The organism is Ponticoccus litoralis (genome assembly GCF_039769985.1).
Taxonomy (GTDB): domain Bacteria; phylum Pseudomonadota; class Alphaproteobacteria; order Rhodobacterales; family Rhodobacteraceae; genus Ponticoccus; species Ponticoccus litoralis.
Genome location: NZ_JBDNCH010000002.1, coordinates 872,735 through 895,119, shown reverse-complemented (window position 1 = coordinate 895,119; position 22,385 = coordinate 872,735). Strand labels below are relative to the sequence as shown.

The 22,385-nt window shown below is 68.3% G+C and carries 19 protein-coding genes and 1 pseudogene; 9 read left to right on the top strand and 11 right to left on the bottom strand.

Annotation, left to right across the window (positions count from 1 at the left end; all coding sequences use genetic code 11):
• Positions 1-265: 265 nt before the first annotated feature.
• Both ABFB10_RS05425 and ABFB10_RS05420 read left to right on the top strand, forming a co-directional pair.
• Positions 266-982, top strand: a complete 717-nt coding sequence (locus ABFB10_RS05425; RefSeq protein WP_347165729.1) for an MlaA family lipoprotein — start codon at positions 266-268, stop codon at positions 980-982.
• 17 nt (positions 983-999) lie between these two features.
• Entirely contained in the window at positions 1,000-1,587 is a 588-nt protein-coding gene (locus ABFB10_RS05420) for an MlaC/ttg2D family ABC transporter substrate-binding protein (RefSeq protein ID WP_347165728.1), read from the top strand.
• 640 nt (positions 1,588-2,227) lie between these two features.
• Here the strand turns inward: ABFB10_RS05420 and ABFB10_RS05415 are convergent.
• On the bottom strand, positions 2,228-4,405 hold the full coding sequence (locus tag ABFB10_RS05415; RefSeq protein ID WP_347165727.1) for a transglycosylase domain-containing protein: 2,178 nt from the start codon (positions 4,403-4,405) through the stop codon (positions 2,228-2,230).
• A 252-nt stretch (positions 4,406-4,657) separates the two neighbouring features.
• On the opposite strand from ABFB10_RS05415, the gene ABFB10_RS05410 reads away from it, so the two are divergent.
• Positions 4,658-4,996 (top strand): P-II family nitrogen regulator, encoded by a 339-nt coding sequence (locus tag ABFB10_RS05410; protein ID WP_347165726.1) that lies wholly within the window; start codon positions 4,658-4,660, stop codon positions 4,994-4,996.
• Positions 4,997-5,026: 30 nt separating this feature from the next.
• On the top strand, positions 5,027-6,412 hold the full coding sequence (locus tag ABFB10_RS05405) for an ammonium transporter (protein ID WP_347165725.1): 1,386 nt from the start codon (positions 5,027-5,029) through the stop codon (positions 6,410-6,412).
• 810 nt (positions 6,413-7,222) lie between these two features.
• Here the strand turns inward: ABFB10_RS05405 and ABFB10_RS05400 are convergent.
• From ABFB10_RS05400 to pgsA, 4 genes are all read right to left on the bottom strand, one after another.
• The gene (locus ABFB10_RS05400; protein WP_347165724.1) at positions 7,223-7,987 is read right to left on the bottom strand and encodes an FCD domain-containing protein; all 765 of its coding nucleotides are present in this window, start codon (positions 7,985-7,987) and stop codon (positions 7,223-7,225) included.
• 79 nt (positions 7,988-8,066) lie between these two features.
• Positions 8,067-8,510, bottom strand: a complete 444-nt coding sequence (locus tag ABFB10_RS05395; protein WP_347165723.1) for a molybdenum cofactor biosynthesis protein MoaE — start codon at positions 8,508-8,510, stop codon at positions 8,067-8,069.
• A 1-nt stretch (position 8,511) separates the two neighbouring features.
• Positions 8,512-8,757 (bottom strand): molybdopterin converting factor subunit 1, encoded by a 246-nt coding sequence (gene moaD, locus ABFB10_RS05390; RefSeq protein WP_347165722.1) that lies wholly within the window; start codon positions 8,755-8,757, stop codon positions 8,512-8,514.
• Positions 8,757-9,422: a CDP-diacylglycerol--glycerol-3-phosphate 3-phosphatidyltransferase gene (gene pgsA, locus ABFB10_RS05385; RefSeq protein WP_347165721.1), complete on the bottom strand. Its 666-nt coding sequence runs from the start codon at positions 9,420-9,422 to the stop codon at positions 8,757-8,759. Before pgsA ends, moaD begins: the two co-directional genes overlap by 1 nt.
• A 116-nt stretch (positions 9,423-9,538) precedes the next feature.
• On the opposite strand from pgsA, the gene ABFB10_RS05380 reads away from it, so the two are divergent.
• Positions 9,539-9,919, top strand: coding sequence for an META domain-containing protein (locus ABFB10_RS05380; RefSeq protein WP_347165720.1), 381 nt, complete (start codon positions 9,539-9,541; stop codon positions 9,917-9,919).
• A gap of 77 nt (positions 9,920-9,996) precedes the next feature.
• Here the strand turns inward: ABFB10_RS05380 and recO are convergent, their stop codons facing one another.
• Together recO and ABFB10_RS05370 are read right to left on the bottom strand one after the other, a co-directional pair.
• Positions 9,997-10,728, bottom strand: coding sequence for a DNA repair protein RecO (gene recO / locus ABFB10_RS05375; protein ID WP_347165719.1), 732 nt, complete (start codon positions 10,726-10,728; stop codon positions 9,997-9,999).
• A 365-nt stretch (positions 10,729-11,093) separates the two neighbouring features.
• On the bottom strand, positions 11,094-12,188 hold the full coding sequence (locus ABFB10_RS05370) for a phosphatase PAP2 family protein (protein WP_347165718.1): 1,095 nt from the start codon (positions 12,186-12,188) through the stop codon (positions 11,094-11,096).
• Positions 12,189-12,356: 168 nt separating this feature from the next.
• On the opposite strand from ABFB10_RS05370, the gene ABFB10_RS05365 reads away from it, so the two are divergent.
• Positions 12,357-13,952, top strand: coding sequence for an AfsR/SARP family transcriptional regulator (locus ABFB10_RS05365; RefSeq protein ID WP_347165717.1), 1,596 nt, complete (start codon positions 12,357-12,359; stop codon positions 13,950-13,952).
• 181 nt (positions 13,953-14,133) lie between these two features.
• On the opposite strand, the gene ABFB10_RS05360 is transcribed toward ABFB10_RS05365, so the two are convergent.
• Positions 14,134-16,140, bottom strand: coding sequence for a S8 family serine peptidase (locus tag ABFB10_RS05360; protein WP_347165716.1), 2,007 nt, complete (start codon positions 16,138-16,140; stop codon positions 14,134-14,136).
• Between the two features lie 343 nt (positions 16,141-16,483).
• Here ABFB10_RS05360 and ABFB10_RS05355 point away from each other — a divergent pair, with 343 nt between their 5' ends.
• Positions 16,484-16,870: a hypothetical protein gene (locus ABFB10_RS05355; protein ID WP_347165715.1), complete on the top strand. Its 387-nt coding sequence runs from the start codon at positions 16,484-16,486 to the stop codon at positions 16,868-16,870.
• Positions 16,871-17,000: 130 nt separating this feature from the next.
• Entirely contained in the window at positions 17,001-17,957 is a 957-nt protein-coding gene (locus tag ABFB10_RS05350) for a hypothetical protein (protein ID WP_347165714.1), read from the top strand.
• Positions 17,958-18,117: 160 nt separating this feature from the next.
• Here the strand turns inward: ABFB10_RS05350 and ABFB10_RS05345 are convergent, their stop codons facing one another.
• The gene (locus tag ABFB10_RS05345; RefSeq protein WP_347165713.1) at positions 18,118-18,825 is read right to left on the bottom strand and encodes a DUF1194 domain-containing protein; all 708 of its coding nucleotides are present in this window, start codon (positions 18,823-18,825) and stop codon (positions 18,118-18,120) included.
• A gap of 182 nt (positions 18,826-19,007) precedes the next feature.
• Between ABFB10_RS05345 and ABFB10_RS05340 the strand changes: the two genes are divergently transcribed.
• Entirely contained in the window at positions 19,008-19,220 is a 213-nt protein-coding gene (locus tag ABFB10_RS05340) for a CsbD family protein (protein ID WP_347165712.1), read from the top strand.
• A gap of 17 nt (positions 19,221-19,237) precedes the next feature.
• Here ABFB10_RS05340 and ABFB10_RS05335 read toward each other — a convergent pair whose 3' ends face one another.
• Together ABFB10_RS05335 and parE are read right to left on the bottom strand one after the other, a co-directional pair.
• Positions 19,238-19,714, bottom strand: a complete 477-nt coding sequence (locus ABFB10_RS05335) for a hypothetical protein (RefSeq protein WP_347165711.1) — start codon at positions 19,712-19,714, stop codon at positions 19,238-19,240.
• A gap of 250 nt (positions 19,715-19,964) precedes the next feature.
• Positions 19,965-21,924: pseudogene (parE, locus tag ABFB10_RS05330) on the bottom strand (DNA topoisomerase IV subunit B).
• Between the last annotated feature and the right edge of the window lie 461 nt (positions 21,925-22,385).

Genomic DNA, 22,385 nt, shown 5'->3' with positions numbered 1-22,385 from the left:
GTCGCGGTACGGTGTCCCTAGTTCTCGAGGCGGTCATGGTCGTGCCTGACCCTTTCTTTTGTCAGAAGCCGGTTTCTGTGGCAGTCTGGGCCTTCGGCGAGGCTTGTCGCCAATCTGCCACAACAGGTGTGAATCCGACCACCAAAGTTGGGTCCCCTGGGAAATGAATTTAAGTAGCCTTTTAGGGGGATCGGTACGCTTTCCCAAGGCTTTTGCACAGGATGTTGCGGGAATGCGGGTTGACCGGATGATTTGGGGGGCTGCCATGACCGGCATGGTGGCCGGGTGCAGCCTTCCGGGGCCGGGCGATATCCCCGCGGACGGTGTCTACGACCCCTATGAAGCCAGCAACCGCCGCACCCATGCCTTCAACCGCGCTGTCGACGAACGCTTTCTGAAGGGCACCGGCGGTGGCTATTCCCGGACCGTGCCGGACGAGGTGCAGCAGGGGATTTCCAACTTCGCCGAGACGGTGTCGCTGCCCCAGACGGTGGTGAACCAGGTGCTGCAGGGGCGGCTGGGCGCGGCCTCGAAAAGCACGCTGCGCTTTTCCGCGAATGTCCTGATGGGCTTTGGCGGGCTTGCGGATGTGGCCACCGAGATGGGCCTGCCCGAGAACGGCACCGACTTCGGAGAGACGCTGTCGGTCTGGGGTGTGCCGGAAGGCGCCTATCTGGAACTGCCGGTTCTGGGGCCCTCCACGGAGCGCGACGCCATCGGGCGCTTCGCGGATTTGTTCCTGGATCCGGTCAGTTACCTGGTGCCTGCGCCCGAGCGTTACATCGGCACCGCGGCCCGCACGCTGGAGATGGTGGGCGACCGTGGGCAATATTCCGACACTGTCGATTCGGTGCTCTATGAAAGCGCCGACTCCTATGATCAAGTGAAGCTGATCTACATGCAGAACCGCCGGTTCGAGCTGGGTCAGGAGGCGCCGGGGAACGAAATCGACCCCACGGCCATTGATGTATCAGGATTCTGAATTTTCCCGGGGGTATCATGAATTTCTCACGACGCGGCATTCTGGCAGGCGGGTTTGCAACGGTATTGGCGGGTGTCGCCAGCCCCGGCTTCGCGCTGAGCGAGGGGCAGGCGCGCGGCCTGATCGAGGGCATGGTCTCCGAGATCAACCGGGTCATCGCCTCGGGCCGGTCCCCGGGGGCGATGTACGGCGAGTTCGAGCGCATCTTCAAGAAATACGGCGATACGCGGGTGATTGCGGCCTATGCCATGGGCGTCGACGGGCGGCGTGCCTCGGGGGCGCAGAAGAAGGCCTTTACCGATGCCTTCACCGGCTACATCGCGCGCAAATACGGCAAACGCTTCCGCGAGTTCGAGGGCGGCCGGCTGGAGGTCCAGTCGGTGGGCCGGATCAAGAACGGCTTCGAGGTGAAGTCGACGGCCTTTCTGCGCAGCATGGATCCTTTCACGGTGACCTTCCACGTGTCGGAGAACAACCGCTTCTTCAACATGTATGTCGAGGGGGTGAACATGCTGCTGACCGAACGCAGCGAGATCGGCGCCATGCTGGACCGCCGCCGCGGCGACATCGACGCCATGATCGCGGACCTGCGCAAGGCGGGGTGAGCCCCGATCCGCGCAGCTGTGGACCTGCCGGGGGCCGGTCCGAGGGCGAACGGGCGGAGTCCCGGGCCGTGAGGCAGTGCTGGTTCGCGCAACGTTCCGACCCACCGCCTGGCGCGGGATCAAGGGCGAAGCCCGCCGCGCCATCCTGCCGGAGGCATGTCTTCGACATGACGGGCTGACCGTCCCGCCAAAGGCGGGCTGATGCAGGCGGCGCACCTTCGGTGCGGATGCAGAAGGCGCACCTGGGGTATGGATGCAGGCGGCGCACCTTCGGTATGGATGTGGAAGGCGCACCTTCGGTGCGACGGTCTGGCGATTTGGCCGATGCAGGCGCAACCTGAAAAGGTCCGACGGACTTGGCCGGGGTAAACGGCCTTCCAGAGGTGTCGGTTCGCCGGACCAGGGCCCTGCGCTGGTGCGGCTCACCTGCCTGCGGGCAGTTTCTTCTAATCAGAGATGTCGCGCAGCCTGTCCGGCTTGGTCGGTGTCACGCGCCCCGCCGCCCGGGCAGCGCGGCCCGCGACCCCGCTGGCCCGCTATGCTACCGGCCCGGCACTGTCGCGGGGCCGGTGGGGATGCGCGATCCGCGTCGCCGCGATGGGGCTATGGCGAGGTGCTGCCGCCCCCGCCATTGCTCCGATCAGCCCCCGCCGAGGATGTCGCGCAGCACCTGTTCCAGCACGCTTTCCCGGCGGCGTTGCTGCTGCGGTGCCGGCTGGGGTTGCGGCTGGGGCACCGGTTCGACGTATTGCGGTTCCGGCTGCGGCGGCGCCTGCGCGGGCAGGGGCACGGGGTCGACGCCCTCGTGCACGCCCGCCATCACCGCCTGGAAGATCTCGGCGGGCAGGCCGCTGCCGGTGACGCCGGTCAGCGAGGTGTTGTCGTCGTAGCCCATCCAGACGCCGGTCACGTAATCCGCCGTGAAGCCCACGAACCAGGCATCCCGCGCCTCCCGGCTTGTGCCGGTCTTGCCCGCAACCTGCCAGCCGGGCACCTTGGCGCGGCGTACGGTGCCTTCGGACACCACCTTTTCCATCATCCAGATCAGCTGCGCCGCCGCCTCGGGGCGGATCACCCGTTCTCCGATGCCGCCGCCGGTGCCCATCAGCGGTTCCGAGTCGCCCTTCAGCCGCAGCTGGCGCAGCCCGTAGGGCGTCACCGAGGACCCGCCGTTCAGGATGCCCGCATAGGCTCCGGTCATTTCGATCAGCGTCGACTCGGAGGTGCCAAGCGCCATCGAGGGCACGTCATGCAGCTCGCGCACGATGCCGAAGTCGCGCGCCACGCGGATCACCAGATCGCGCCCGACCGATTCCGACACCTTGATGGTGGGAATGTTCAGCGACCGCTTCAGCGCCTCGACCAGCGTCACGCGCCCGTAGTTCCTGCGCGAGTAGTTCTCGGGGCACCATTGCCCCGAGCCGGGGATGTTCAGGCAGTAGGGTTCGTCCACCACGGTATCGAGCGGCGAATGCCCCAGTTCCAGCGCGGTGGCGTAGACAAAGGGCTTGAAGGCCGACCCGGTCTGGCGCACCGCCTGAAAGGCGCGGTTGAACAGGCCCGAGGCATCGGTGTCGCGCCCGCCGATCATCGCCCGCACCGCGCCGTCCGCCGACATGACCACCACGGCGACCTCGGCCTTTGACCCTTCGCGCACCTTCTCGGAGAAGATCTGGTTCACCGCGCGCGCCGCCGCCTTCTGGATGTGCTGGTCCAGCGTCGTCTCGATGATGACGTCGTCGGTTGTCTTGCGGGTGAAGAACTCTGGCCCCGACTGCATCACCCAGTCGGCAAAATAGCCGCCCGAGGTATCCTGTGCCTCCGGCGGCATCGTGGCCGGGTTGTCCTGATGGCGCTGCGCCTCTGCCGGTGTCAGGTAGCCCTGTTCCTCCATCAGGCGCAGAACCGTGGCCGCGCGGCGCTGGCTGCGTTCGAGGTTCGCGGTCGGGGCCAGCGAAGAGGGCGCGGTGAGCAGACCGGCGATCATGGCCGATTCACCGGGGTCCAGCTCTGACGCCGGTTTCGCGAAGTAGCGCCGCGCCGCGGCTTCGGCCCCGTAGGCGCCGCCGCCCATGTAGGCGCGGTTGAGGTAGATCGTCAGGATCTCGGACTTGGTGTACTTCGTCTCCATCGCGATGGCGTAGACGGCTTCCTTGATCTTGCGCGTCAGCGACCCGCGACGGCAGTCGGCGATATAGTCGGCCTCGGACTCCCATTCGCTGGGGTCGTATTCCACGCCAAGGCAGATCAGCTTGGCCGCCTGCTGGGTGATGGTGGACCCGCCGTGCCCCGAGAGCGGCCCGCGCCCTTCCGAGAGGTTGATGCGGATGGCCCCGGCGACGCCGCGCGGGCTGACCCCGAGATGGCGGTAGAAACGCTTGTCCTCGGTGGCGATGACCGCGTTGACCAGATGCTGAGAGACGGTGTCGGCAGAGACCACGCCGCCGAACTGGTCGCCGCGCATCGCGAAGGCACGCCCGTCGCGGTCCAGCAGGGTGACGGAACCGCGCGCGCGCCCGTCGGTCAGGGCCGCGACCTCGGGCAGGGTGGACGAGACGTAGTAGACAGAGGCGCCGACCACCAGCGCCAGCACCACGGTCGTGAACAGGGTGACGCGCCAGACCAGCGCCCAGAGCGCGCGGAACGGCCATGTGATCGCCCGCACCAGCCGGTTGCCCCGGGGCTTGCGCGCCGGTTTGCGGCGCGTGGGCCTGCGGCCCGAGGGCTTGCTTCCCTTCGGGCTCTTGGGTTTCCCGGTTTCGGCGGAATAGCGTCGGTCGGCCACAAGCCGCGACGGCTTTCGTCCCCTGGGTGTCATCTGCGCTGCTCGTCCGTTTTGTTTGCCCGGGACACTACCCGCAATTGGGGGGAATGTTGACTGGCTGCAAGCCCGGGGACCGTTTTACTTCAGATTAAATTTTAGGCGCAAACGTAATGGCGCATAAATTTTATGCGCTCAGTATCCTTCAGCCGCCGCTTATTCAAGCCCGCTCTTCATTTTGGACCCCGTGGCGCGCTCCTCTGCCGTTGCCACTGCGGGGTCCGCCCCGCCTGATTGAAGGGGACACAGGTGAAACTGATCATTGCAACGATCAAGCCGTTCAAGCTGGAAGAGGTCCGCGAGGCTCTGACCGGCATTGGCGTGCGCGGCATGATGGTGACCGAGATCAAGGGCTTCGGCTCGCAGTCCGGTCACACCGAAATCTACCGCGGCGCCGAATACGCCGTGAACTTCGTGCCGAAAATCAAGCTGGAGATCGTCGTTTCGGGGGCCATGACCGATGAGGTGGTGGAAACCATCCGCGCGACCGCCCAGACCGGCAAGATCGGTGACGGCAAGATCTTCGTGCTGGATGTCCAGCAGGCCGTGCGGGTGCGCACCGGCGAAACCGACGCAGACGCGCTGTAAGACGCGCCAGATTTTCACGAGGAAACGACCATGACCAAACTCAAGACCCTGGCTCCGCTCGCGCTTATGATCGCGCTGCCCGGCCTCGGCTTCGCGCAGGAGGCTGCCGAGGCCGCCGAAGCGGTGGCCGAAGCCGGACCGGTTGTCGGCACCGATGCCTCCTCCGATTCGATCTTCATCTTCAACTCGCTGCTGTTCCTCGTGGGCGGCTTCCTCGTGTTCTTCATGGCCGCGGGCTTTGCCATGCTCGAGGCGGGCCTCGTGCGGTCGAAGAACGTGACCATGCAGCTGACCAAGAACATGGGCCTCTTCGCGATCGCCGCGATCATGTACTACCTGATCGGCTACAACGTGATGTACCCGCTGGGCAGCTGGTCCATCGGCACCGATGAGACCGGCGGCTACCTCGGCGCCTTCGGCGTCGCGGTTCTGGAGGCCGTGGGCGTGACCCGCGATGCGGCGGACGACTATGGCTATGCCGCGACCGGCTCGGACTTCTTCTTCCAGCTGATGTTCTGCGCGGCCACCGCCTCGATTGTCTCCGGCACGCTGGCCGAGCGCATCAAGCTCTGGCCCTTCCTGATCTTCACCGCGGTGCTGACCGGCCTCATCTACCCGATCCAGGCCTCGTGGAAGTGGGGCGGCGGGTTCCTCGACAGCCAGTACGGCTTCCTCGACTTCGCCGGGTCGACGGTCGTGCATTCGGTCGGTGGCTGGGCGGCCCTGGCGGGTGCCCTGATCCTGGGGCCGCGCATCGGCAAATATGCCAAGGACGGTCGCGTCATTCCGATGATGGGCTCGAACCTGCCGCTGGCGACGCTGGGCACCTTCATCCTGTGGATGGGCTGGTTCGGCTTCAACGGCGCCTCGCAGCTGGCCATGGGCTCGGTGGGTGACGTGGCCGATATCAGCCGGATCTTCGCCAATACCAACATGGCGGCAGCCGGTGGCGCTTTCGCGGCGCTGATCCTGACGCAGCTTCTGTTCAAGAAGGTCGATCTGACGATGGTGCTGAACGGTGCCCTTGCCGGTCTGGTCTCGATCACCGCCGAACCGCTGACCCCGACGCTGGGTGCCGCCACCCTGATCGGTGCCGTCGGTGGCGTGATCGTGGTCTTCGCCGTGCCCTTCCTCGACAAGCTGAAGATCGACGACGTGGTCGGCGCCATCCCGGTGCACCTCTTTGCGGGTATCTGGGGCACGCTGGCCGTGGTGCTGACCAACGGCGACGCGACCATCGGCGGGCAGGTGATCTCGATCATCATCGTCGGTGTCTTCGTCTTCGTCGTCTCGTCGGTTCTGTGGCTGATCCTCCGGGCGGTCACCGGCATCCGGGTCACGGAAGAGGAAGAGATCATGGGTCTCGACATGGCCGAACTGGGGATGGAGGCCTATCCCGAATTCTCGAAGGGCTGAGTTTTTCCTTCCACTCAGTCCAGAGACCACTGGCCCGGGCGCTCGCGCCCGGGTTTTTTCATGCCGCGAAAAGCCCCGTCTTTTCGCGGCATGTGGCAAGGTCATGTCCGCGCAGCGGACGTGACAGCCACTGGGAGCCATGGCCATGTGTGCGGTCGCAGCCCCGTCTTTTCGCGGCATGTGGCAAGGTCATGTCCGCGCAGCGGACGTGACAGCCACTGGGAGCCATGGCCATGTGTGCGGTCGCGGCCCCGTCTTTTCGCGGCATGTGGCAAGGTCATGTCCGCGCAGCGGAGGTGACAGCCACTCGGTGCCATGGCCATGAGGGCGGTCGCAGCCCCGGTTTTTCGGAACGGGTGGCAAGGTCCTGTACCGCTTTTGAGAACCAACCTTCGTCACGCCCACCCGGCGCGGCATCAAGGCCGCAGGCCGCCGCGCCATCATGCCGGAGGCATGTCTCCGACATGACGGGCCGTCCCGGGGCCCGGCGATTTGGCTGCTGCCTGCGCGACCTGTCTGAGTTTATACGGGTTTGGCGGGGATAAGCTGCCTTCCAGAAACCGAAGATCGCCGGACCACGGCCCCGCGATGGCGCGGCCCATCGCGTTTTGGATAAGGGGCGAGGGTTCGAACGGACGGATGCTCTCCAAGGCTCACTCGAAAGGCGGCAGGGGAGCAGGAGGGGGCGGGTGCGACGCAGCCTTTCCCCTCCTCGCGTATTCTTCGCTGCCGTGCGATGGCTTCGGCGGGACGTCCTCAACCGCCCTCCCGCATAAATCTCACCCGCGCGATGACCCCGGCGGGACACCCTCAGCCGCCGTCCCGCATCAGCCTTTGGCGCGCGATGGCCTCGTTGCGGTCCGCCTTGCGGTCGGCAAACAGCGCGGCCTCGACAAAGCTCAGATGCGCCTCGACGGCGGCGCGGGCTGCGGCGCTGTCGCGGGCCTGCAGCGCCGCGTTGATGCTGCGGTGCTGGTCCAGCAGCGCCTCTCGCGTGGTGCGTTGCTTGAACATGACCTGCCGGTTGTAGAACACGCCCTCGCGCAGCAGCTGGTACATCGAGCGCATCATGTGCAGCATGATGACGTTGTGGCTGGCCTCGATGATCGCAAGGTGAAAGTCCGCGTCCAGCCGGGCCTCTTCCGCCGGGTTGCGCTTGCCGTGGGCCGCCTCCATCCGGGTGAAGAGCGTGTCGATGACCTTGAGGTCGCTTTCCGTGCCTGCCTCGGCGGCGCGCTCGGCGGCCAGCCCCTCCATGTCGCGCCGGAAGGACAGGTAGTCGAAGACCGCCTCGTCGTGGCTGGCGAACAGCTGCACCAGCGTGGCGGAGAAGGCAGAGCCCAGCACCTCGGTCACGAAGATGCCCGCGCCGGCGCGGGTTTCCAGCAGGCCGCGCTCGGACAGGTCGGCCACCGCCTCGCGCAGCGAGGGGCGCGAGACGCCAAGACGCTCGGACAATTCGCGTTCCGAGGGCAGGCGTTCGCCGGGGCGCAGGATGCCGCGCAGGATCAGCCGCTCGATCTGCCGGACGACGGCAAGCGACAGTTTCTCGGGCTGGACCTTTTCGAAGGGCATGACGGGGCCTCGCTGTGGTCAGATATCTTTACCAAAGCGGGTGGGATTGGGAAAGGCGGGATCGGGCGCGCGCCCCGGGTTACCAGCGGGTCAGCGCCTCTTCGTCCTCGTCCCTTGCCGCCACCCACGAGGTGCCGTCGCGCCCGTGTTCCTTCTTCCAGAAGGGGGCGCGGGACTTCAGGTAGTCCATCAGGTACTCGGCGGCCTCGAAGGCGTCCTTGCGGTGCCGGGCGGCGGTGGCGACCATCATGATCTGCTCGCCCGGTGCCATGCGCCCGAAGCGGTGGATCACCAGCGCATCGCCCAGCGACCAGCGCGCCATGGCCTCTGCCGCGATGGCCTCCAGCGCCTTTTCGGTCATGCCGGGGTAGTGCTCGATCTCCATGACGTCGAGGGCGTCCTGCCCGGTGTCGCGCACCACGCCGGTGAAAGTCACCACGGCGCCCATGTCGGTGCGCCCGGCGGCAAAGCCCGCCGCCTCTGCGCCGAAGTCGAAGGGCGCCTCCTGCACAACCACGCGCATCTCAGCCCCCGGTCATCGGCGGGAAGAAGGCGACTTCGCGGGCGCCCTCCAGCGGGGCATCGAAATCCGTCAGTTCCTGATCCACCGCCACGCGCAGGGCCGAGGTATCGGCGAAGGCGGCGGCGTAGCGTTCTTCGCGGGCCACCAGTTCGGCCACCAGATCCCTGACCGTGGCCGCCTCGGTGTCGATGCGTTCCTTTGCCAGCCCGATCCTTTCGCGGACCCAGGCGAAATACAGCACGTCCATCAGCGCTCCTCCTTCAGAAAGGGCAGGGCCTTGCGGAAGTAGTCCCCGCCGGTGATCAGCGTCAGCGCGGCGGCGACCCAGAGCAGGGCAAGCCCCGCGTGGCCCGCCCAGATCATGCCGCGGTACTTCCAGCCAAGGCCAAGCTCGTCGGGCACCTCTCCGGCCATGATACGCTCGAACAGGGCCTGATCCATGCCGAAAGCCGACATGCCGAGGTAGTGTTCGAAGACCCCCTGCGCAAAGAGCGTCGCGATGGCGACCATCTGCGCGGTGGTTTTCCACTTGGCCAGCTTGGTGACCTTCAGCGTGCCTGCCGTGTCGCCCAGATACTCGCGCAGGCCAGAGACGAAGACCTCGCGGAACAGGATCACGGTGGCGGGCAGCACCAGCCAGGGCGACATCGAGGAATAGCCGACGATCACCATCAGCGCGATCACCACCATGGCCTTGTCGGCGATGGGGTCCAGCATGGTGCCGATCTTGGTTTCCTGGTTCCACGCCCGCGCCAGCTTGCCGTCGATCCAGTCCGTCAGCGAGGCGGTGACAAACAGCAGCAGGGCGAACCAGTCGGCCAGCGGACGGTGGAAATACAGGAACATCACCGCGACGCCGGGGGCGGCAAGCAGGCGCAGGACGGTGAGGATATTGGGCAGGTTCCATTTCATGCGGGATGACTTAGCCCGGATCGCTCCGGGGGGAAGGTCCGCCGATTTCCGCCGGTCGGTGTTGCGCCTGCCCAAAGGAGTCCCATCTTGGGGGAAACGCAGATTTGGAGAATGACATGCGGTATCTGGTTCTTGTCGCTGGCCTTGCGGTCGCGGGATGCGGGGCGCAGCCCGAGACGATCCCCGGGCTTTGGCAGATCGAAACGCTGGACGGCGAGGCTTTTGCCGCGCGCGCGACGGTGGACCTGTCGGAACCCGGTCGGATTTCCGGCAAGGCGCCCTGCAACGGCTATTTCGGCAGCCGGGAAGGGACGCTTCCGGCGCTCGACCTCGGGCCGATTGCGTCGACCCAGATGGCCTGCCCGGATCTGAGCGACGAGGGGCGCTTCTTCGAGCGGCTGGAGGCCATGACCTCGGCGGTGGAAGAGGGCGGCAAGCTGGTGCTGAGCGACGGCGCGGGCGGCGGCATGGTCTTCGTCCCGGCCCCGGCAGAGTAAGGCGGGGCTTGTGGCGGGCTGCGGGCGGTGCCGCTGCGCCGCCCGGACCTGATGGCCCGCGCCGGGGGCTGCTGTGATCAGCCCCCGGCGCGGGCGCGAATGCGATCCATCAGGGCCTCGCGCGCGGCGGGCAGGGGGCGGTCGACGATCTCGGCGGCCAGGTGGTCGGTCAGGAAATGCCCCGTCACCATCAGCGCCTCGACGATCTCGCTATCCGGCGCCGCGCCCTCGCCGCGCAGCACGGGCGGCAGGGGCAGCAGGCGGTCGGCCCAGTCCCCGGCGCCCTCGCGCGTGACGGCGCGCCCGGTGCGCGGCGAGACAAGCGCCAGACCCTCCGTCGCCCCGGTGACGGCGCAGGACGACAGGTCCAGCGCAAAGCCCATCTCTTCCAGAAGCCGCATTTCCCAGCGCAGATAGGCCAGCGGCCAGAGCGCGGGCTGGCCCAGCAGGTCCAGCAATTGCTCGCTGTGCCGGTAAAGCGTCGGATGGGCCTCGCGTTCGGGCAGGGCATAGGCCAGAAGCGCGGTCACGGCGGAGAGCCCCGCCAGCGCCAGCCGGTCGGCCAGCGCGGCGGCCATGCGCGAGCGTTGAGGCTCTGCGGTGAAGGCGCCCATGTGGTCGTCGAGCCTTGCGCGCCAGGTGACGTCAAGCTGCGCCCCGGGCTGAAGCGAGGCCGCGCGCTTGCGCGATGCGCCGCCCCGCAGCACGCCGGTCTGGCGCCCGTACCCCGGCGTGAAGACGTCGAGGATCAGGGCGGTCTCGCCATGTTTGCGGGTGGTCAGAAGAATGCCGGTATCGCGCCAGTCCATCGGCGCAAAGTGGGGGCGGACGGGCCTGCTGGCAAGGGGGTTAGGTGGCGCGCGCCCGGCGCCGCCACCGGGGCGCGCCATGGCCGCTGCCGTTCTACCAGTGGCAAGGCGCCGCGCTATGGCGCCGTGTCCGACCCGGGGCCTGTGGACTGCCTTGGTGTCATGACCGCGCCAAATGCCGCAGACGACACCAAGATGAGGCGGCGCGACGGGTCCATGGCCCTGCCGCGCCGTGGTGGTTCGCCGCAGGCCTGTCGCCGGCCCGGGGGATGTCATCGCGCCAAATGCCGCAGCCGAGCCCGGGGCGGGGCCGCGGGGCGATGGCTCCGGCGCCCCGCCGCGCGGGCCGTATCAGGCCGGGCGGGTCACCACTCTTCGACGGCCTCTTGCCACATCCGGGTCAGCCAGGCGGGCAGGGCCTCGCCGGACAGCCCGACGCTGCCGGATCTGATCACCGCCGGATCGGCCAGAGAGGCCGTCAGCGTCGCAAGGGTGAAGTCGCCCGCATAGGCGGCGCCCTTGAAATGCCGCGACGGGGCCTGCGCGGCGCCGTCCAGCAGTTTCACGAAGGCTTCGGCCACCGTCACCCCCAGCACCGCGCCCGCCATGCTGTCGGTCGGGAAATGCACCCCGGCCACGGTGCGGTTCATCGCGATCCGCTCGGCGTGGCGAAAAAGCGGCGCGCCGGTGCGGATCTCTTCGACCGGATCGAAGGCGCGGTCGTGGAACAGCCGGGTCAGCAGGGTCGCCAGCGCGAAAGCCTCTGTCGCGTGCCCCGAGGGCCGAGCCCCGTGGCCCGGCGTCTGGATCAGTGGCTGGACCCCGGTGGACATGGCAATCGGACGCGCCACGTCAAAGCCGTGCTTCAGCGGCATTTCCAGCATGGAGCACAGCCGCAGCATCGCCTGGCTCAGGGCCAGCGTCCACTTGGTCGCCTCGGGGGACATGTAGCCCACCAGCGCAAAGAAGCTCTGGATGTCGCCGGTCTGCATGATGATCTCGGGCAGGCGGTCGGCGCGCAGATCGGCGTAGCCGCGCAGGTGCGGCAGCTGCTTTTCCGCCAGAAAGGCGTTCGAGGGTTTTGTCAGGCGCACAAGGGGGTTGCCCTGAATGGCGACGCTGCCCTCGCCGGCGCCGCTGCCCGGTTCCGGCGCGCTGACCGAGAACAGCGCCCCGATGGCCTGATCCATCAGGTTGCGCCGCGGCCCGGTGGCCATGGCCTTCATCGCCGCCCAGCTGTCCCGGCCCTCCTGTTTCGGCTGGCGGTCGGCGCTGCCGTCCCAGAAGCCGATGGTGCCATCCCGCGCCACCGCCAGCGCGGCGCTGGAAACCCCGCTGTCCGGGCCGCCCTGCGAATTCTCGGTCGCCTGACTGTTCTGAGAATTCTGGCTGTTCTGCGAATTCTGACTGTTTTGCGAGTTCTGGCTGTTCTGCGAGTTGAAAAGGCCAAAGACCGGCATGACGTCCCTCCGAATTTGCTGCCAGACAGTGCCCTGCCGGTTTTCGTGGCGTCAAAGAGTATTCACGCCATCCGCCTGCGTTTTGCGGAATTTTAACGTCCGTTGCCGTTGCGTCGCACCGGTGCTAGCGTTTCGTCCGGGGGTAGGGTGCAGGGCATGGACGGCCAGATGAACAGGCATATCCGGGTCGAGGTTCTGGGGCCGCTGCGTTTGCGCGGTCCGGACGGGTCCGCGCTTGTGCTGAAGGGCGCCAAGAACCAGGCGCTGCTGGCCATGCTGGCGCTCAGCCCCGAGATGAGCCGCCCGCGCCGCTGGCTGGAAGACAAGCTGTGGTCCACCTTCGGCCCGGAACAGGCCAGCGCGAACCTGCGGCAGGCGCTGTCGAAACTGCGCGCGGCGCTTGGCGAGGCCTCGGCCGTGCTGGAGGCGGACCGGACGGATGTCTGGCTTGATCCGGCGCGGGTGCGCGTCGACCTGCACGAAGAGGTGGTGCCCGACGACGACCGGATCGAGCTGTTGCAGGGGATCGACGTGCGCGATCCCGAGTTCGAGGACTGGCTGCGGCTGGAACGGGCCGAGCTTCAGTCCCGGATCGCGCGCACCGCGCCCACGGACGGGCGCGGCATCCTGATCAACTGCCGGGTCGAGACGGACGGCCCGGCGCGCGACCGCATGATGGGCGAGGTTCTGGCCAACCAGATCGGCGAGAACATCGCCGAACAGGTCCGCGCGTGGCGGCAGGCCGAAAGCGACGACCTTCCGGCGCCCGAGGCACAGGTCAGCGACATCGTCGTCAACGCGCAACTCCTGCAGAACGGCAACGAGCATGCGGTCTTCATCAAGGCGATCCACCAGCCCTCGGCGCGGATCCTCTATTCCAAGCTGCAGCACATGCCCAACCTCTCGGACATCCTGACCGGAGAGCTGGAGATCTCGCGTACCGTCTTCGAGGCGGCGGACCAGATCATCGGCAAGCTGCCGCATGTGCTGGACAAGGACCGCCCCGAAACGCGGTCGACGGCGCTGTCGCGGCTGGGCCTCTACCGGATGTTCAGCTTCGAGCAGGACGCCCTGCGCGAGGCCTACGGGCTGATGGATCAGGCCTTCAAGCGCGACGAGAACGGCGTCTACCTGGCCTGGGCCAGCATGATCCGCCTGACCCAGATGATCGAGATGCCCGAAAGCGATCAGGCGGCGCTGATGGAAGAGGCGGTCGACCTGCATTACCGCGCGATGGAGCTGGCGCCGGACAACGTGCTGGTGCACGCGATCATCTCGAAGGTGCGCGGCACCGCGCTGGGGGACAGCGCCGGGGTGCTCGACCTCGCGCAGTCGGCGGTGGAACGGAACCCGGCCAATGCCTTCGCGTGGAAGTCCCTGTCGGAAGGGCTGATGCTGTCCGGCGACCTGAACGGCGCCTTCGAAGCCTCACGGCGCGGACAGCTTCTGGCCCGGACCTCGCCGTTCCGGCACTACTGGGACACCGGGCACTGCATCATCGCGATCGGCTGCAACCGCCCGCAAGAGGCCATCGCCGCCGGGGAGGCCGCGGCCCGCTCGGCCCCGCTGTCGCGGCCCGCGCACCGGCATCTGCTGGCGCTCTACGCGCTGGAAGGCCAGTTGGACAAGGCGCAGGCGGTTGCGCAGAAGCTGGCCAAGATCGAGCCGGGCTTTACCATCGACCGCATCCTGAACGACGACAGCTACCCGGTCCGGACCCTGCGCAGCAAGGGCCTGCTGGACCCGATCCGCGCGCTTCTTTAGGCCTGCCTGCCGTTTCGTTCCGGGGTGCCGCCCGCGCGAGGGCTGCGGCCTGACCGGGGGTTGAGCTTTCCCGTTGCGTTGTCTCGAAGGTCGGGATGCCCGCCGGGCGCTTTGGCCTGACCGGTCGCGGGGCGGCCACCGGTGCGCCGGACCACCCCATTCGCGTCGTGGCACTGTCGCCTCAGCGCTTGCCGGGCAGGACAATCGCCTTGCCCAGCCGCGCATGGTCCGCCTCTTCCGTCGCGACCATGGGCACCGCATCCTCAGCGATGTCGTCTAGCGGGGTCGTCTCTGCCCTGCTGGCGTTTTCCACGATCCGCGCCGCCGACATGCCAAGCGCGCGGGTCAGCCGCCCAGCCGCCGCGCTGGTGCCGTTGAAGCTGCGCACCGTGCCCGACAGTGTTCCGGCGGCGCGGATGCCGGGCCGGAAGGATCCGGTATCGGCCACCGTGGCGGCGGTCGGCCCCGGCACCGACCAGGCGGCCCCCATGGCACTGTAGCGCGAGGGCCGGAAGTTCTCGGCGCTGCGCCGCGCCGCGACCCGCCCGGTTACCCGGACCGCGCCGCAGCTGAAGATCTGGCGCGCGGACACCGTCGCGTCGGCGCTGTGGCTGCCTTCGGGCCGGACCGGGCCATCCTCGGCGAAGCCGGTATAGGCCATCTCCTCGGCATCCCAGACCCCGCTGGTCTCGCAATCGAGGTAGGACTGGCGGCCCTGCACCATGGCGCCGCGCATGGCGTCGTCGCGCTGGACCTGCAGCACCACCTGCGCCCCCGCCGTGCCGCCGTAGCGCAGCCTCAGGGTCCAGCGCCCGGGGTCGGCAAGGGGCTCTGCCGCCTTGCGCCCGCGCGTCGGCGCCAGCGCCAGAACGTAATGCGCGGGGCTGACCACGCCGCCGCCGAAGCGGCGTTCGCGCACATGGTACAGCCGGGCCAGCGCCTTGCCGTTGCGTTCCAGCGTGCGGACCTGCCCGGGGGCCAGCGCGGCAAAGCCCGACTCCGCGCCAATGGGGCAACAGACCGAAACCTCGATATCGGTGGAGGCCGCGTTGCAGGTGCGGATCTCTAGGTAATTCGCCGTCTCGTCATCGGGCTGGGCGCGCCAGCCGATCTGCGTTTCGCGGTCCTCCTGCGCGGCCGCCGCCGGGAAGGCGTGATGCGCCACCTGACTGCCGCGATAGGTGTTGCCGAAGGCCCAGACCAGCCGCACCGGCTGGCGCTTCACCCGCTCCCACTCGGCGGCCTCGCGGGCCATTTGGTGTTCGACGAAGCGGCTGCCGTCCTTGGGGCCGGCGGTCACCCCCAGCGACAGGTTCACGATCACCGGCGCCGTGGGGGCCAGCGCATGGGCCTGGCGCAGGATCCAGCGCAGGCCCTGCACCATGTAGTTCTCGAAGCGGATGCCAGAGGTGTCGTCGATCGCCTCGGGCGGCAGTTGCACCGCCAGCAGCGGCCAGCCCCGCACCGGATCGGAGGCGTCCAGCGGATCGGCCCCCGCCGCAAGGTCAAGGACATGGCTGCCGTGGGTCGCGTTGCGCGCCGTCTCGCAGCGGGTCTGCGGGCCGTAGAGCCCGGCGTTCAGCGCCGCATAGCTGCCCTGTTCGTCCCGGCGGTCCAGCAGCGCGTTTATCGCCGCGGGGTCGAGAACCTGCCCGCAGGTGATCTGCTTGGTGTCGATGGAAAACCGCTCCAGCGATTGCAGCCAGAGCGCGCGGAACCGGGTCCGAAGGCCGTCCGTCCCGGCGGTGCAGAAGCGGGCGTTCAGGAAGCCGATGCCGTCGTCGATCAGCGCGACGACAGGCGTGTCCTCGGGCAGCTCTTCGGTGGCGGGCAGGGTGGGCTGGCCGCCTGCGGGCCGACGCGTGGCGCTGACCTCGATGCCGGTGTCGAGCACCTCGAAGAGGTCGGCATGGGCGCTGTCGGGGGTGCGCCAGCGGCGGTACAGCGCGTATTCGTCGGGCAGGCCCTCCGCCGCGCCTTCGGCCAGACGCTCGGACAACCGTGCCTCTTCGTGCGGATCCATGAACAGCGGCGAGGCGGGGTCGGACACCAGATCCAGCAGCCGCTGGCGCGATGCGGTGTCCGGGGCCAGCAGGCGCACGAAGACCGGCTCCAGCGCGGGGGCGGGTTCGGGATCGACTCGGGTGCAGGGGCGCGCGTCTGGCGGCAAGATGGCGGGTCCAGTCAAGATAGGCGTCCCGGGAGGTCCAGTCCCGCGGGTCCGTCCAGTCGCTTGGCATGCTACGCGCTCCCTTGCATCGTCCGAAGATCGGGGCGAAGTGAACGCGCTTGCCCGAGATGCGTCAAGACGCCCGGTCGCGCGCAGCCCGGTTGCTGCGAAAACGGCGGGGAAATTGCGCTGGGTTCACGCAGCGGGCAGGCCCGCCACGGCGCTGGGCATGAATTTCATGATTCCTTCACGGGAAATTTGCACAGCAATTGCGGAGCGATCACGCAGCCCGGGCAAAGTGCCGTCAACGTTTCGTCAATCGGCGCCGAAGACGGCGCGATTTGCCACCGGGGGGTTGGACATGGTCGGACAGAAGGCCAAAGCAGGGACACGCGTCGCCCTGAGGGTGATCCGGGGCGGCGCCCCGCCGCGCAGGATCGGCATCCTGCGGTCCCCGGCTCCGCATCGGCCCGGGCCGGTGGAACTGGCTGGCGAGATGGCCGAGGTCTTCGCCCTGTCGCTGCTGCGCGACCACCCGGCCAGCGCGCTTGCCGATCCGCATGTCGAAACCCGGATCGACCGCGGAACCGGGTTCACCCTGCACGAGCTTTTGTGCGAATTGCGGAACCTGCCGTGGTTCGACGCCCGCCAGATGGCCGAGGCGATGCAGCCCGCCGCCCGGCCCCCGGGGCCAGCGGGGATCCGGCCCATCGCCGCGGCCTGCACTGGAACCGCGATGGCCAGCTGACCCTGCGCACGCTGCAACGCTGTGGCGTGGCGCTGACCGAGGATGAGACCCGAGGCTTCTGCCCTGTGGCGCGAGGATCACGCCGGAGAGGCGGCGCCGCCCGCAGCGGTGCCTGGCCGGGGCCGCGCCGATGTCGGACTGGGTCGCGTGGTGCGCGGGTCAAAGCGGCGCCGGGCCGCGGGTTGCCGGGCTTTTGCCCGCACCGATGGTGCCGGAGACGCCGGGCGCGCTGGCCGATGCCTTGCCCCGGATCCCGGCGGCGCGGCCCTTCCACAACGCGGCACTGGCGGCGCTGGCGCGCGGGGCGTTGTCCGTCTCCGCACCCTCGGCCTGCGACCTCTGGACCGGGCCGCGCCTTTTCGCGGTGATGGCAGAGGCGGAACGCCACGCCCGCCGCATGGCGCAAGAGCAGGTGGCGCGGCTGGACCGGCTGTCGCGGCCCGCGGTGACGGCGGCGCGCATGACGCTGTGGCTGACCCGGGAAGAGCGCGATGCCGCCCCGGCCCATGCGGAATACCGCGCCGCCGCCGAGATGCTGGCCGAGCAGGCGCCGGGACTGCTGCACTGGGTCAGCCGTGCCAATGCGGCGCGCCGGGGTCTGCGGCGCCGGGGGCTTGCGCTGTTCCTGCCGCTGGCGGGCGTGCACAGCCTGAAGCATGGGCCCTCGGACACCGCCGCGCATGCGGTCGTGGCCGGCGCGCTGGGCACGCTGCTGAAAGCGGTTCTGTGGCATGCGCCGCAGCCGCTGCACCGGATCGGGGCCGCCGCCCCAGCGCAGGAGGTGGACCTGCTGATGCGCGACATCGCCCGGGCGCGGGTGATGACTGCGGCCTGCCTGCCCTCCGAGGCCTTTGCCGACCTGCGTCTCGGGCAGGCCATTGCGCTGAGCGTCCTGCGCGAGGCCATGGAGCGGGACAACCGCAGCGCCCGGCTGACGTTCCGCGATCTCGACGGGCGCGCGCTTGTGCTGCAGGCCCACCCGCGCCACTTCGGACGCGGCTTTGCCGAGCTGCGCGCCGAGGGCCAGCCGGTGGCATGGCCGCAGGAAAGCACACCGCCCGCCGCGCATCTGACGCAGGTGGTCTGACCCGCGCGGCCCGAGGCCCGGAGGATCTGTGTGCCCGTCTCTGGCGGCGGGGGCACCGCCCTGTGGCGGGGCCGCTGATGGCGCGGGACAGGGCCGCCGCGTCTTCTGTGCGCCGGGGGGCGCCGGTGTGTCCCGGCAAAGACGCGGGACACCGGCCCCTTCAGTCCGCCGCCGCGAATCGCCGGACCGGCGTGGTCCCGGATATCTCGAGGATCAGCTTGCGCTTCACCGCCTCGGCAAAGGCCATGCGGTTGTTGGCACTTACGACAAAGGCGCCGGGGCCGCCGATGATATGCGCCTCGTACAGCGCCTCCAGCCCGCTTCCGGCGCGGCCCGGATCGCCCGGGCGCAGGATCGGCAACCCGTTGATCGTGGCGCCCGCCGCAAGCGCGGTCTCTCGCCCCTCGGCGATGCTGGGACCAGAGAAATTGCCCATGCTGTCGCCGGAAAAGTCGATCACCCGGCGCCAGCCGTCATGGGTGTTGGTGTCCATCAGCCGCACCGCCTCGATCAGCGCGGCGCCGATGGCGTTGCGCCCGTAGGCAAGGCGCGGCGTCGCCAGCAGTTCGGCGGCGAAGGCATCGGCTGCCTCGGGGCCGTCGATCAGGCGCCAGTCCGCGACCACCGCCTGGTTCGCGGCCCATTCGACATAGGTCACTGCAATGGTCCCGTAGGCGGTGTTGCGGATCGCCGCCAGCACCTCGGGGTCGGTGATTGCCTGAGCGTAGCCCTGCCGCTGAAGCGCGATCTCGCCCGCGTCGATGCTGCCCGAGGCATCCGCCAGCAGGACCAGTTCCAGATCCGTGTCCTGCGCCACAGCCATCCCCGCGCAAAGCCCGCCCGCAAGCGCCGCTGCCAGTATCCGCATGCCTTCGCCTCCTGTTGCCGGGTCCAGCTTACCCGCGCCGGGTGACCTGGCCAGCCTTGATCCGGGTGAGGGGCGCGGCCTCTCCGGAATGTGAGCAGCCCTGCCAAGGCACCATGCAGGCGGGAACCGCCGGTCGGGGCCGGGGGTTGTCCGGGCAGACCCGAACGCGAAAGGAGTTCGCTATGAACTGGGACCAGATCCAAGGCAAATGGACGCAACTCAAGGGCAAGGCCCGCGAAGAGTGGGGTGAGCTGACCGACAACGAGATCCAGGAGGCCGTGGGCGAGCGCGAACAGATGCTCGGCCTGATCCAGGAGAAATACGGGCGCACCCGCGAAGAAGCCGAGCGCGAGCTGTCGCGCTGGCAGACCAAGCTGGGCGACGATCCGGTCTGAGGCGTCAACCACGCGTTTTAGCGGCAGATGCCCTCGGTCTGCACCCCGTCCCATGGGACGCGGATCAGCGGGCGGTCGACGATCCGATCCAGCCGCCCGATTGGCATGTGTTCCGAGATCATCAGGCGAAGGCGCTCTGTCCGGGGCGCCTTCGGATCGAGCAGGCGGCAGCAGACATATTCCTCGACGATGCTGCCCTGTTGCTCATACCCGAATTCAAGGAAATCCCGGGACTGATCGGCATCGAACAGGTAGGGGTCGCGGCTGGTCACATGCTCGTTCAGCGCCTTCAGCGGCGTGTAGCCGGTCTTGCGGCGGTTCTGCCATTGCCAGACATGGGTCGCCTCATGCGCCAGAAGCATGGCGTCGAAAAGATCGACCCGGTCCGGCCAGCCCTTCAGGAAGTCCTTCCGGTAGACGTCCTTCCGCATCAGCACCGTATCGAACAGCACCGTCGCGGCGGGCGAGACGGTCACCGTCTGCGCCTGCGTCATCGGCGGCCAGATCCGTTCCTCGGCAGGTGTCGCGCGGGCGCACCGGGATTTCGTAGGTGATGGCACCGGCGAAATGCCCGTTGGTGATGCGCATCCTGCGGGTGTCCAGCGCCTCGCCCTGAATGGCCTGCAGGTAGGCCGTCTCTGACGGGGTCAGGGCCGCCCGCAGGCGGCGAGCAAGAGAAGACACAGAAGGCCAAGCACGCGCATGGGGCGAGAGTTGCCGAGTGCGCGGGCCTTGGCAAGAGGTTCAGACGTCGAGTTCCTCGACGAAGCGCGCGTTCTCCTGAATGTACTGGAAGCGCAGCTCGGGCTTCTTGCCCATCAGACGTTCGACCAGATCGCCGGTTTCGCCCGGTTCGTCCTCGTCGATGGTGACGCGGATCAGCGTGCGCGTCGCCGGGTCCATCGTCGTTTCCTTGAGGTCCTTGGCGTCCATCTCGCCAAGGCCCTTGAACCGCTGCACGTCGATCTTGCCCTTGCCGCCCAGCCCCTTGGCCAGCAAGGCCTCTTTCGCGGCGTCGTCGGCGACGTAGACGCGCTTGGCGCCCTGGGTCAGGCGATAGAGCGGCGGACAGGCAAGGTAAAGGTGCCCGGCGTCGATCATCGGGCGCATCTGCGTGTAGAAGAAGGTCATCAGCAGGGCGGCGATATGGGCGCCGTCGACGTCGGCGTCGGTCATGATGATGATCTTGTCGTAGCGCAGGTCGTCGACGTTGAACTTCGTCGCCAGCCCGACCCCCAGCGCCTCGCAGAGATCGCGGATTTCCGCGTTCGAGGACAGCTTGTTCGAGGCCGCGCCCAGCACGTTGAGGATCTTGCCCTTCAGCGGCAGCAGCGCCTGCGTCTCGCGGTTGCGCGCGCCCTTGGCCGATCCGCTCGACCGAGTCGCCCTCGACGATGAACAGTTCGGTCCCCTCGCGGTTCTTCGCGGTGCAGTCGGTCAGCTTGCCGGGCAGGCGCAGCTTCTTGGTGGCGGATTTGCGGGCGGTTTCCTTTTCCTGCCGGCGGCGCAGCCGCTCCTCGGCGCGCAGCACGAGGAAGTCGAGGATGGCGCCCGCGGATTTGGTGTTCGAGGCCAGCCAGTTGTCGAAGTGGTCGCGGACGGCGTTTTCCACCAGCCGCTGCGCCTCTGTGGTGGCCAGCCGGTCCTTGGTCTGGCCGACGAATTCCGGCTCGCGGATAAAGCAGGAGACCAGCGCGCAGCCGCCCGCCGTCAGGTCGTCGCGGGTGATCTGCGCGGCCTTGCGGTTGTTGACCAGCTCGCCATAGGCGCGGATGCCCTTGAGGATCGCCGCCCAGAACCCGGCCTCGTGGGTGCCGCCCTCGGGGGTGGGGACGGTGTTACAGTAGCTCTGGATGAAACCGTCGCGCGCGGGCGTCCAGTTGATCGCCCATTCGACCTTGCCCGGCGTGTTGAACTTCTCGCGGAAATCGACGGTGCCGGAAAAGGGCGCCTCGGCATAGGTGCTGGAGGTGCCCAGAGTTTCGGTCAGGTAGTCCGACAGGCCGCCGGGAAAGTGGAAGGTGGCCTCGCAGGGGGTTTCGCCATCGTCGATCTCGGATTTCCAGCGGATCTCGACGCCGGAGAAGAGGTAGGCCTTCGACCGCACCATCTTGAACAGGCGGGCGGGTTTGAAGCGGTGGTGGCCGAAGATTTCCTCGTCGGCGTGGAAGGTGACAGAGGTGCCGCGGCGGTTCGGCGCCTGCCCGATCTTCTCGACGCCTCCAAGGGGAATGCCGCGCGAGAATCGCTGCTCGTAGAGTTCCTTGTTCTTGGCCACCTGCACGACCAGAGAATCCGACAGGGCGTTGACGACCGAGGCGCCGACGCCGTGCAGGCCGCCCGAGGTTTCATAGGCGTCGCCCGAGAACTTGCCGCCCGCGTGCAGGGTGCAGAGGATGACCTCGAGCGCCGATTTACCGGGGAACTTGGGGTGCGGGTCGATCGGGATGCCGCGCCCGTTGTCGCGGACCTCGATGGCGTAATCGGCGTGCAGGATGATCTCGATCCGGTTGGCGTGGCCGGCGACGGCCTCGTCCATCGAGTTGTCGAGGATCTCGGCCACCATGTGGTGCAGGGCGCGTTCGTCGGTGCCGCCGATATACATGCCGGGGCGCTTGCGGACCGGCTCCAGCCCCTCCAGCACCTCGATGGAGGAGGCGTCGTAGGTCGGTTCCTGTGCGGACTGGAGGAGGTCGTCGGCCATGTCTGGGGTCCTCGGCGTGCTCGGTTTGTTCTGATTGGTCGGGGGCCGAGTATGGCAGAGCGCGAAGCCGGGGTAAACGGGGCGCGCGGCGGGGCTAAAAGGCCTCGCGGAGGGAAAGCATTCCCGCCACGCCGACCCCATCGCGGGAGGGGAGGGAGCCGCGTTTAGATACGGCGCCAATCTCAGCTGTTCGGGCGCCGAGCCATGCCACCCGGCGCGGAATCAAGGCCGCAGGCCGCCGCGCCAGCGTCATGCCGGAGGCATGCCTCTGGCATGACCCGCCCCGCTCTCGCCGAAGGCGAGCCGAACATGACTGGCGCACCTCCGGTGCGACGGGCGGCGCTTTGGTGGGGGCCGGGTGATCCGGTGAGGTCACACGGGCTTGGCGGGGATAAACTGCCATGCCGGCCCCGATGGAGGCACCACCCCGCGGGTCGGCGCCTCTACTGGTTTCTTCAACG

Coding starts and splice junctions, on each gene's coding strand:
- ABFB10_RS05370 (WP_347165718.1), bottom strand. CDS start 12,188: ATGCCGGTCTTTGGCCTTTTCAACTCGCAGAACAGCCAGAACTCGCAA.
- ABFB10_RS05420 (WP_347165728.1), top strand. CDS start 1,000: ATGAATTTCTCACGACGCGGCATTCTGGCAGGCGGGTTTGCAACGGTA.
- ABFB10_RS05340 (WP_347165712.1), top strand. CDS start 19,008: ATGAACTGGGACCAGATCCAAGGCAAATGGACGCAACTCAAGGGCAAG.
- ABFB10_RS05355 (WP_347165715.1), top strand. CDS start 16,484: ATGGTCGGACAGAAGGCCAAAGCAGGGACACGCGTCGCCCTGAGGGTG.
- ABFB10_RS05395 (WP_347165723.1), bottom strand. CDS start 8,510: ATGCGCGTGGTTGTGCAGGAGGCGCCCTTCGACTTCGGCGCAGAGGCG.
- ABFB10_RS05335 (WP_347165711.1), bottom strand. CDS start 19,714: ATGACGCAGGCGCAGACGGTGACCGTCTCGCCCGCCGCGACGGTGCTG.
- pgsA (WP_347165721.1), bottom strand. CDS start 9,422: ATGAAATGGAACCTGCCCAATATCCTCACCGTCCTGCGCCTGCTTGCC.
- ABFB10_RS05405 (WP_347165725.1), top strand. CDS start 5,027: ATGACCAAACTCAAGACCCTGGCTCCGCTCGCGCTTATGATCGCGCTG.
- ABFB10_RS05380 (WP_347165720.1), top strand. CDS start 9,539: ATGCGGTATCTGGTTCTTGTCGCTGGCCTTGCGGTCGCGGGATGCGGG.
- ABFB10_RS05425 (WP_347165729.1), top strand. CDS start 266: ATGACCGGCATGGTGGCCGGGTGCAGCCTTCCGGGGCCGGGCGATATC.
- ABFB10_RS05350 (WP_347165714.1), top strand. CDS start 17,001: ATGTCGGACTGGGTCGCGTGGTGCGCGGGTCAAAGCGGCGCCGGGCCG.
- ABFB10_RS05400 (WP_347165724.1), bottom strand. CDS start 7,987: ATGCCCTTCGAAAAGGTCCAGCCCGAGAAACTGTCGCTTGCCGTCGTC.
- moaD (WP_347165722.1), bottom strand. CDS start 8,757: ATGGACGTGCTGTATTTCGCCTGGGTCCGCGAAAGGATCGGGCTGGCA.
- ABFB10_RS05365 (WP_347165717.1), top strand. CDS start 12,357: ATGAACAGGCATATCCGGGTCGAGGTTCTGGGGCCGCTGCGTTTGCGC.
- ABFB10_RS05415 (WP_347165727.1), bottom strand. CDS start 4,405: ATGACACCCAGGGGACGAAAGCCGTCGCGGCTTGTGGCCGACCGACGC.
- ABFB10_RS05345 (WP_347165713.1), bottom strand. CDS start 18,825: ATGCGGATACTGGCAGCGGCGCTTGCGGGCGGGCTTTGCGCGGGGATG.
- recO (WP_347165719.1), bottom strand. CDS start 10,728: ATGGACTGGCGCGATACCGGCATTCTTCTGACCACCCGCAAACATGGC.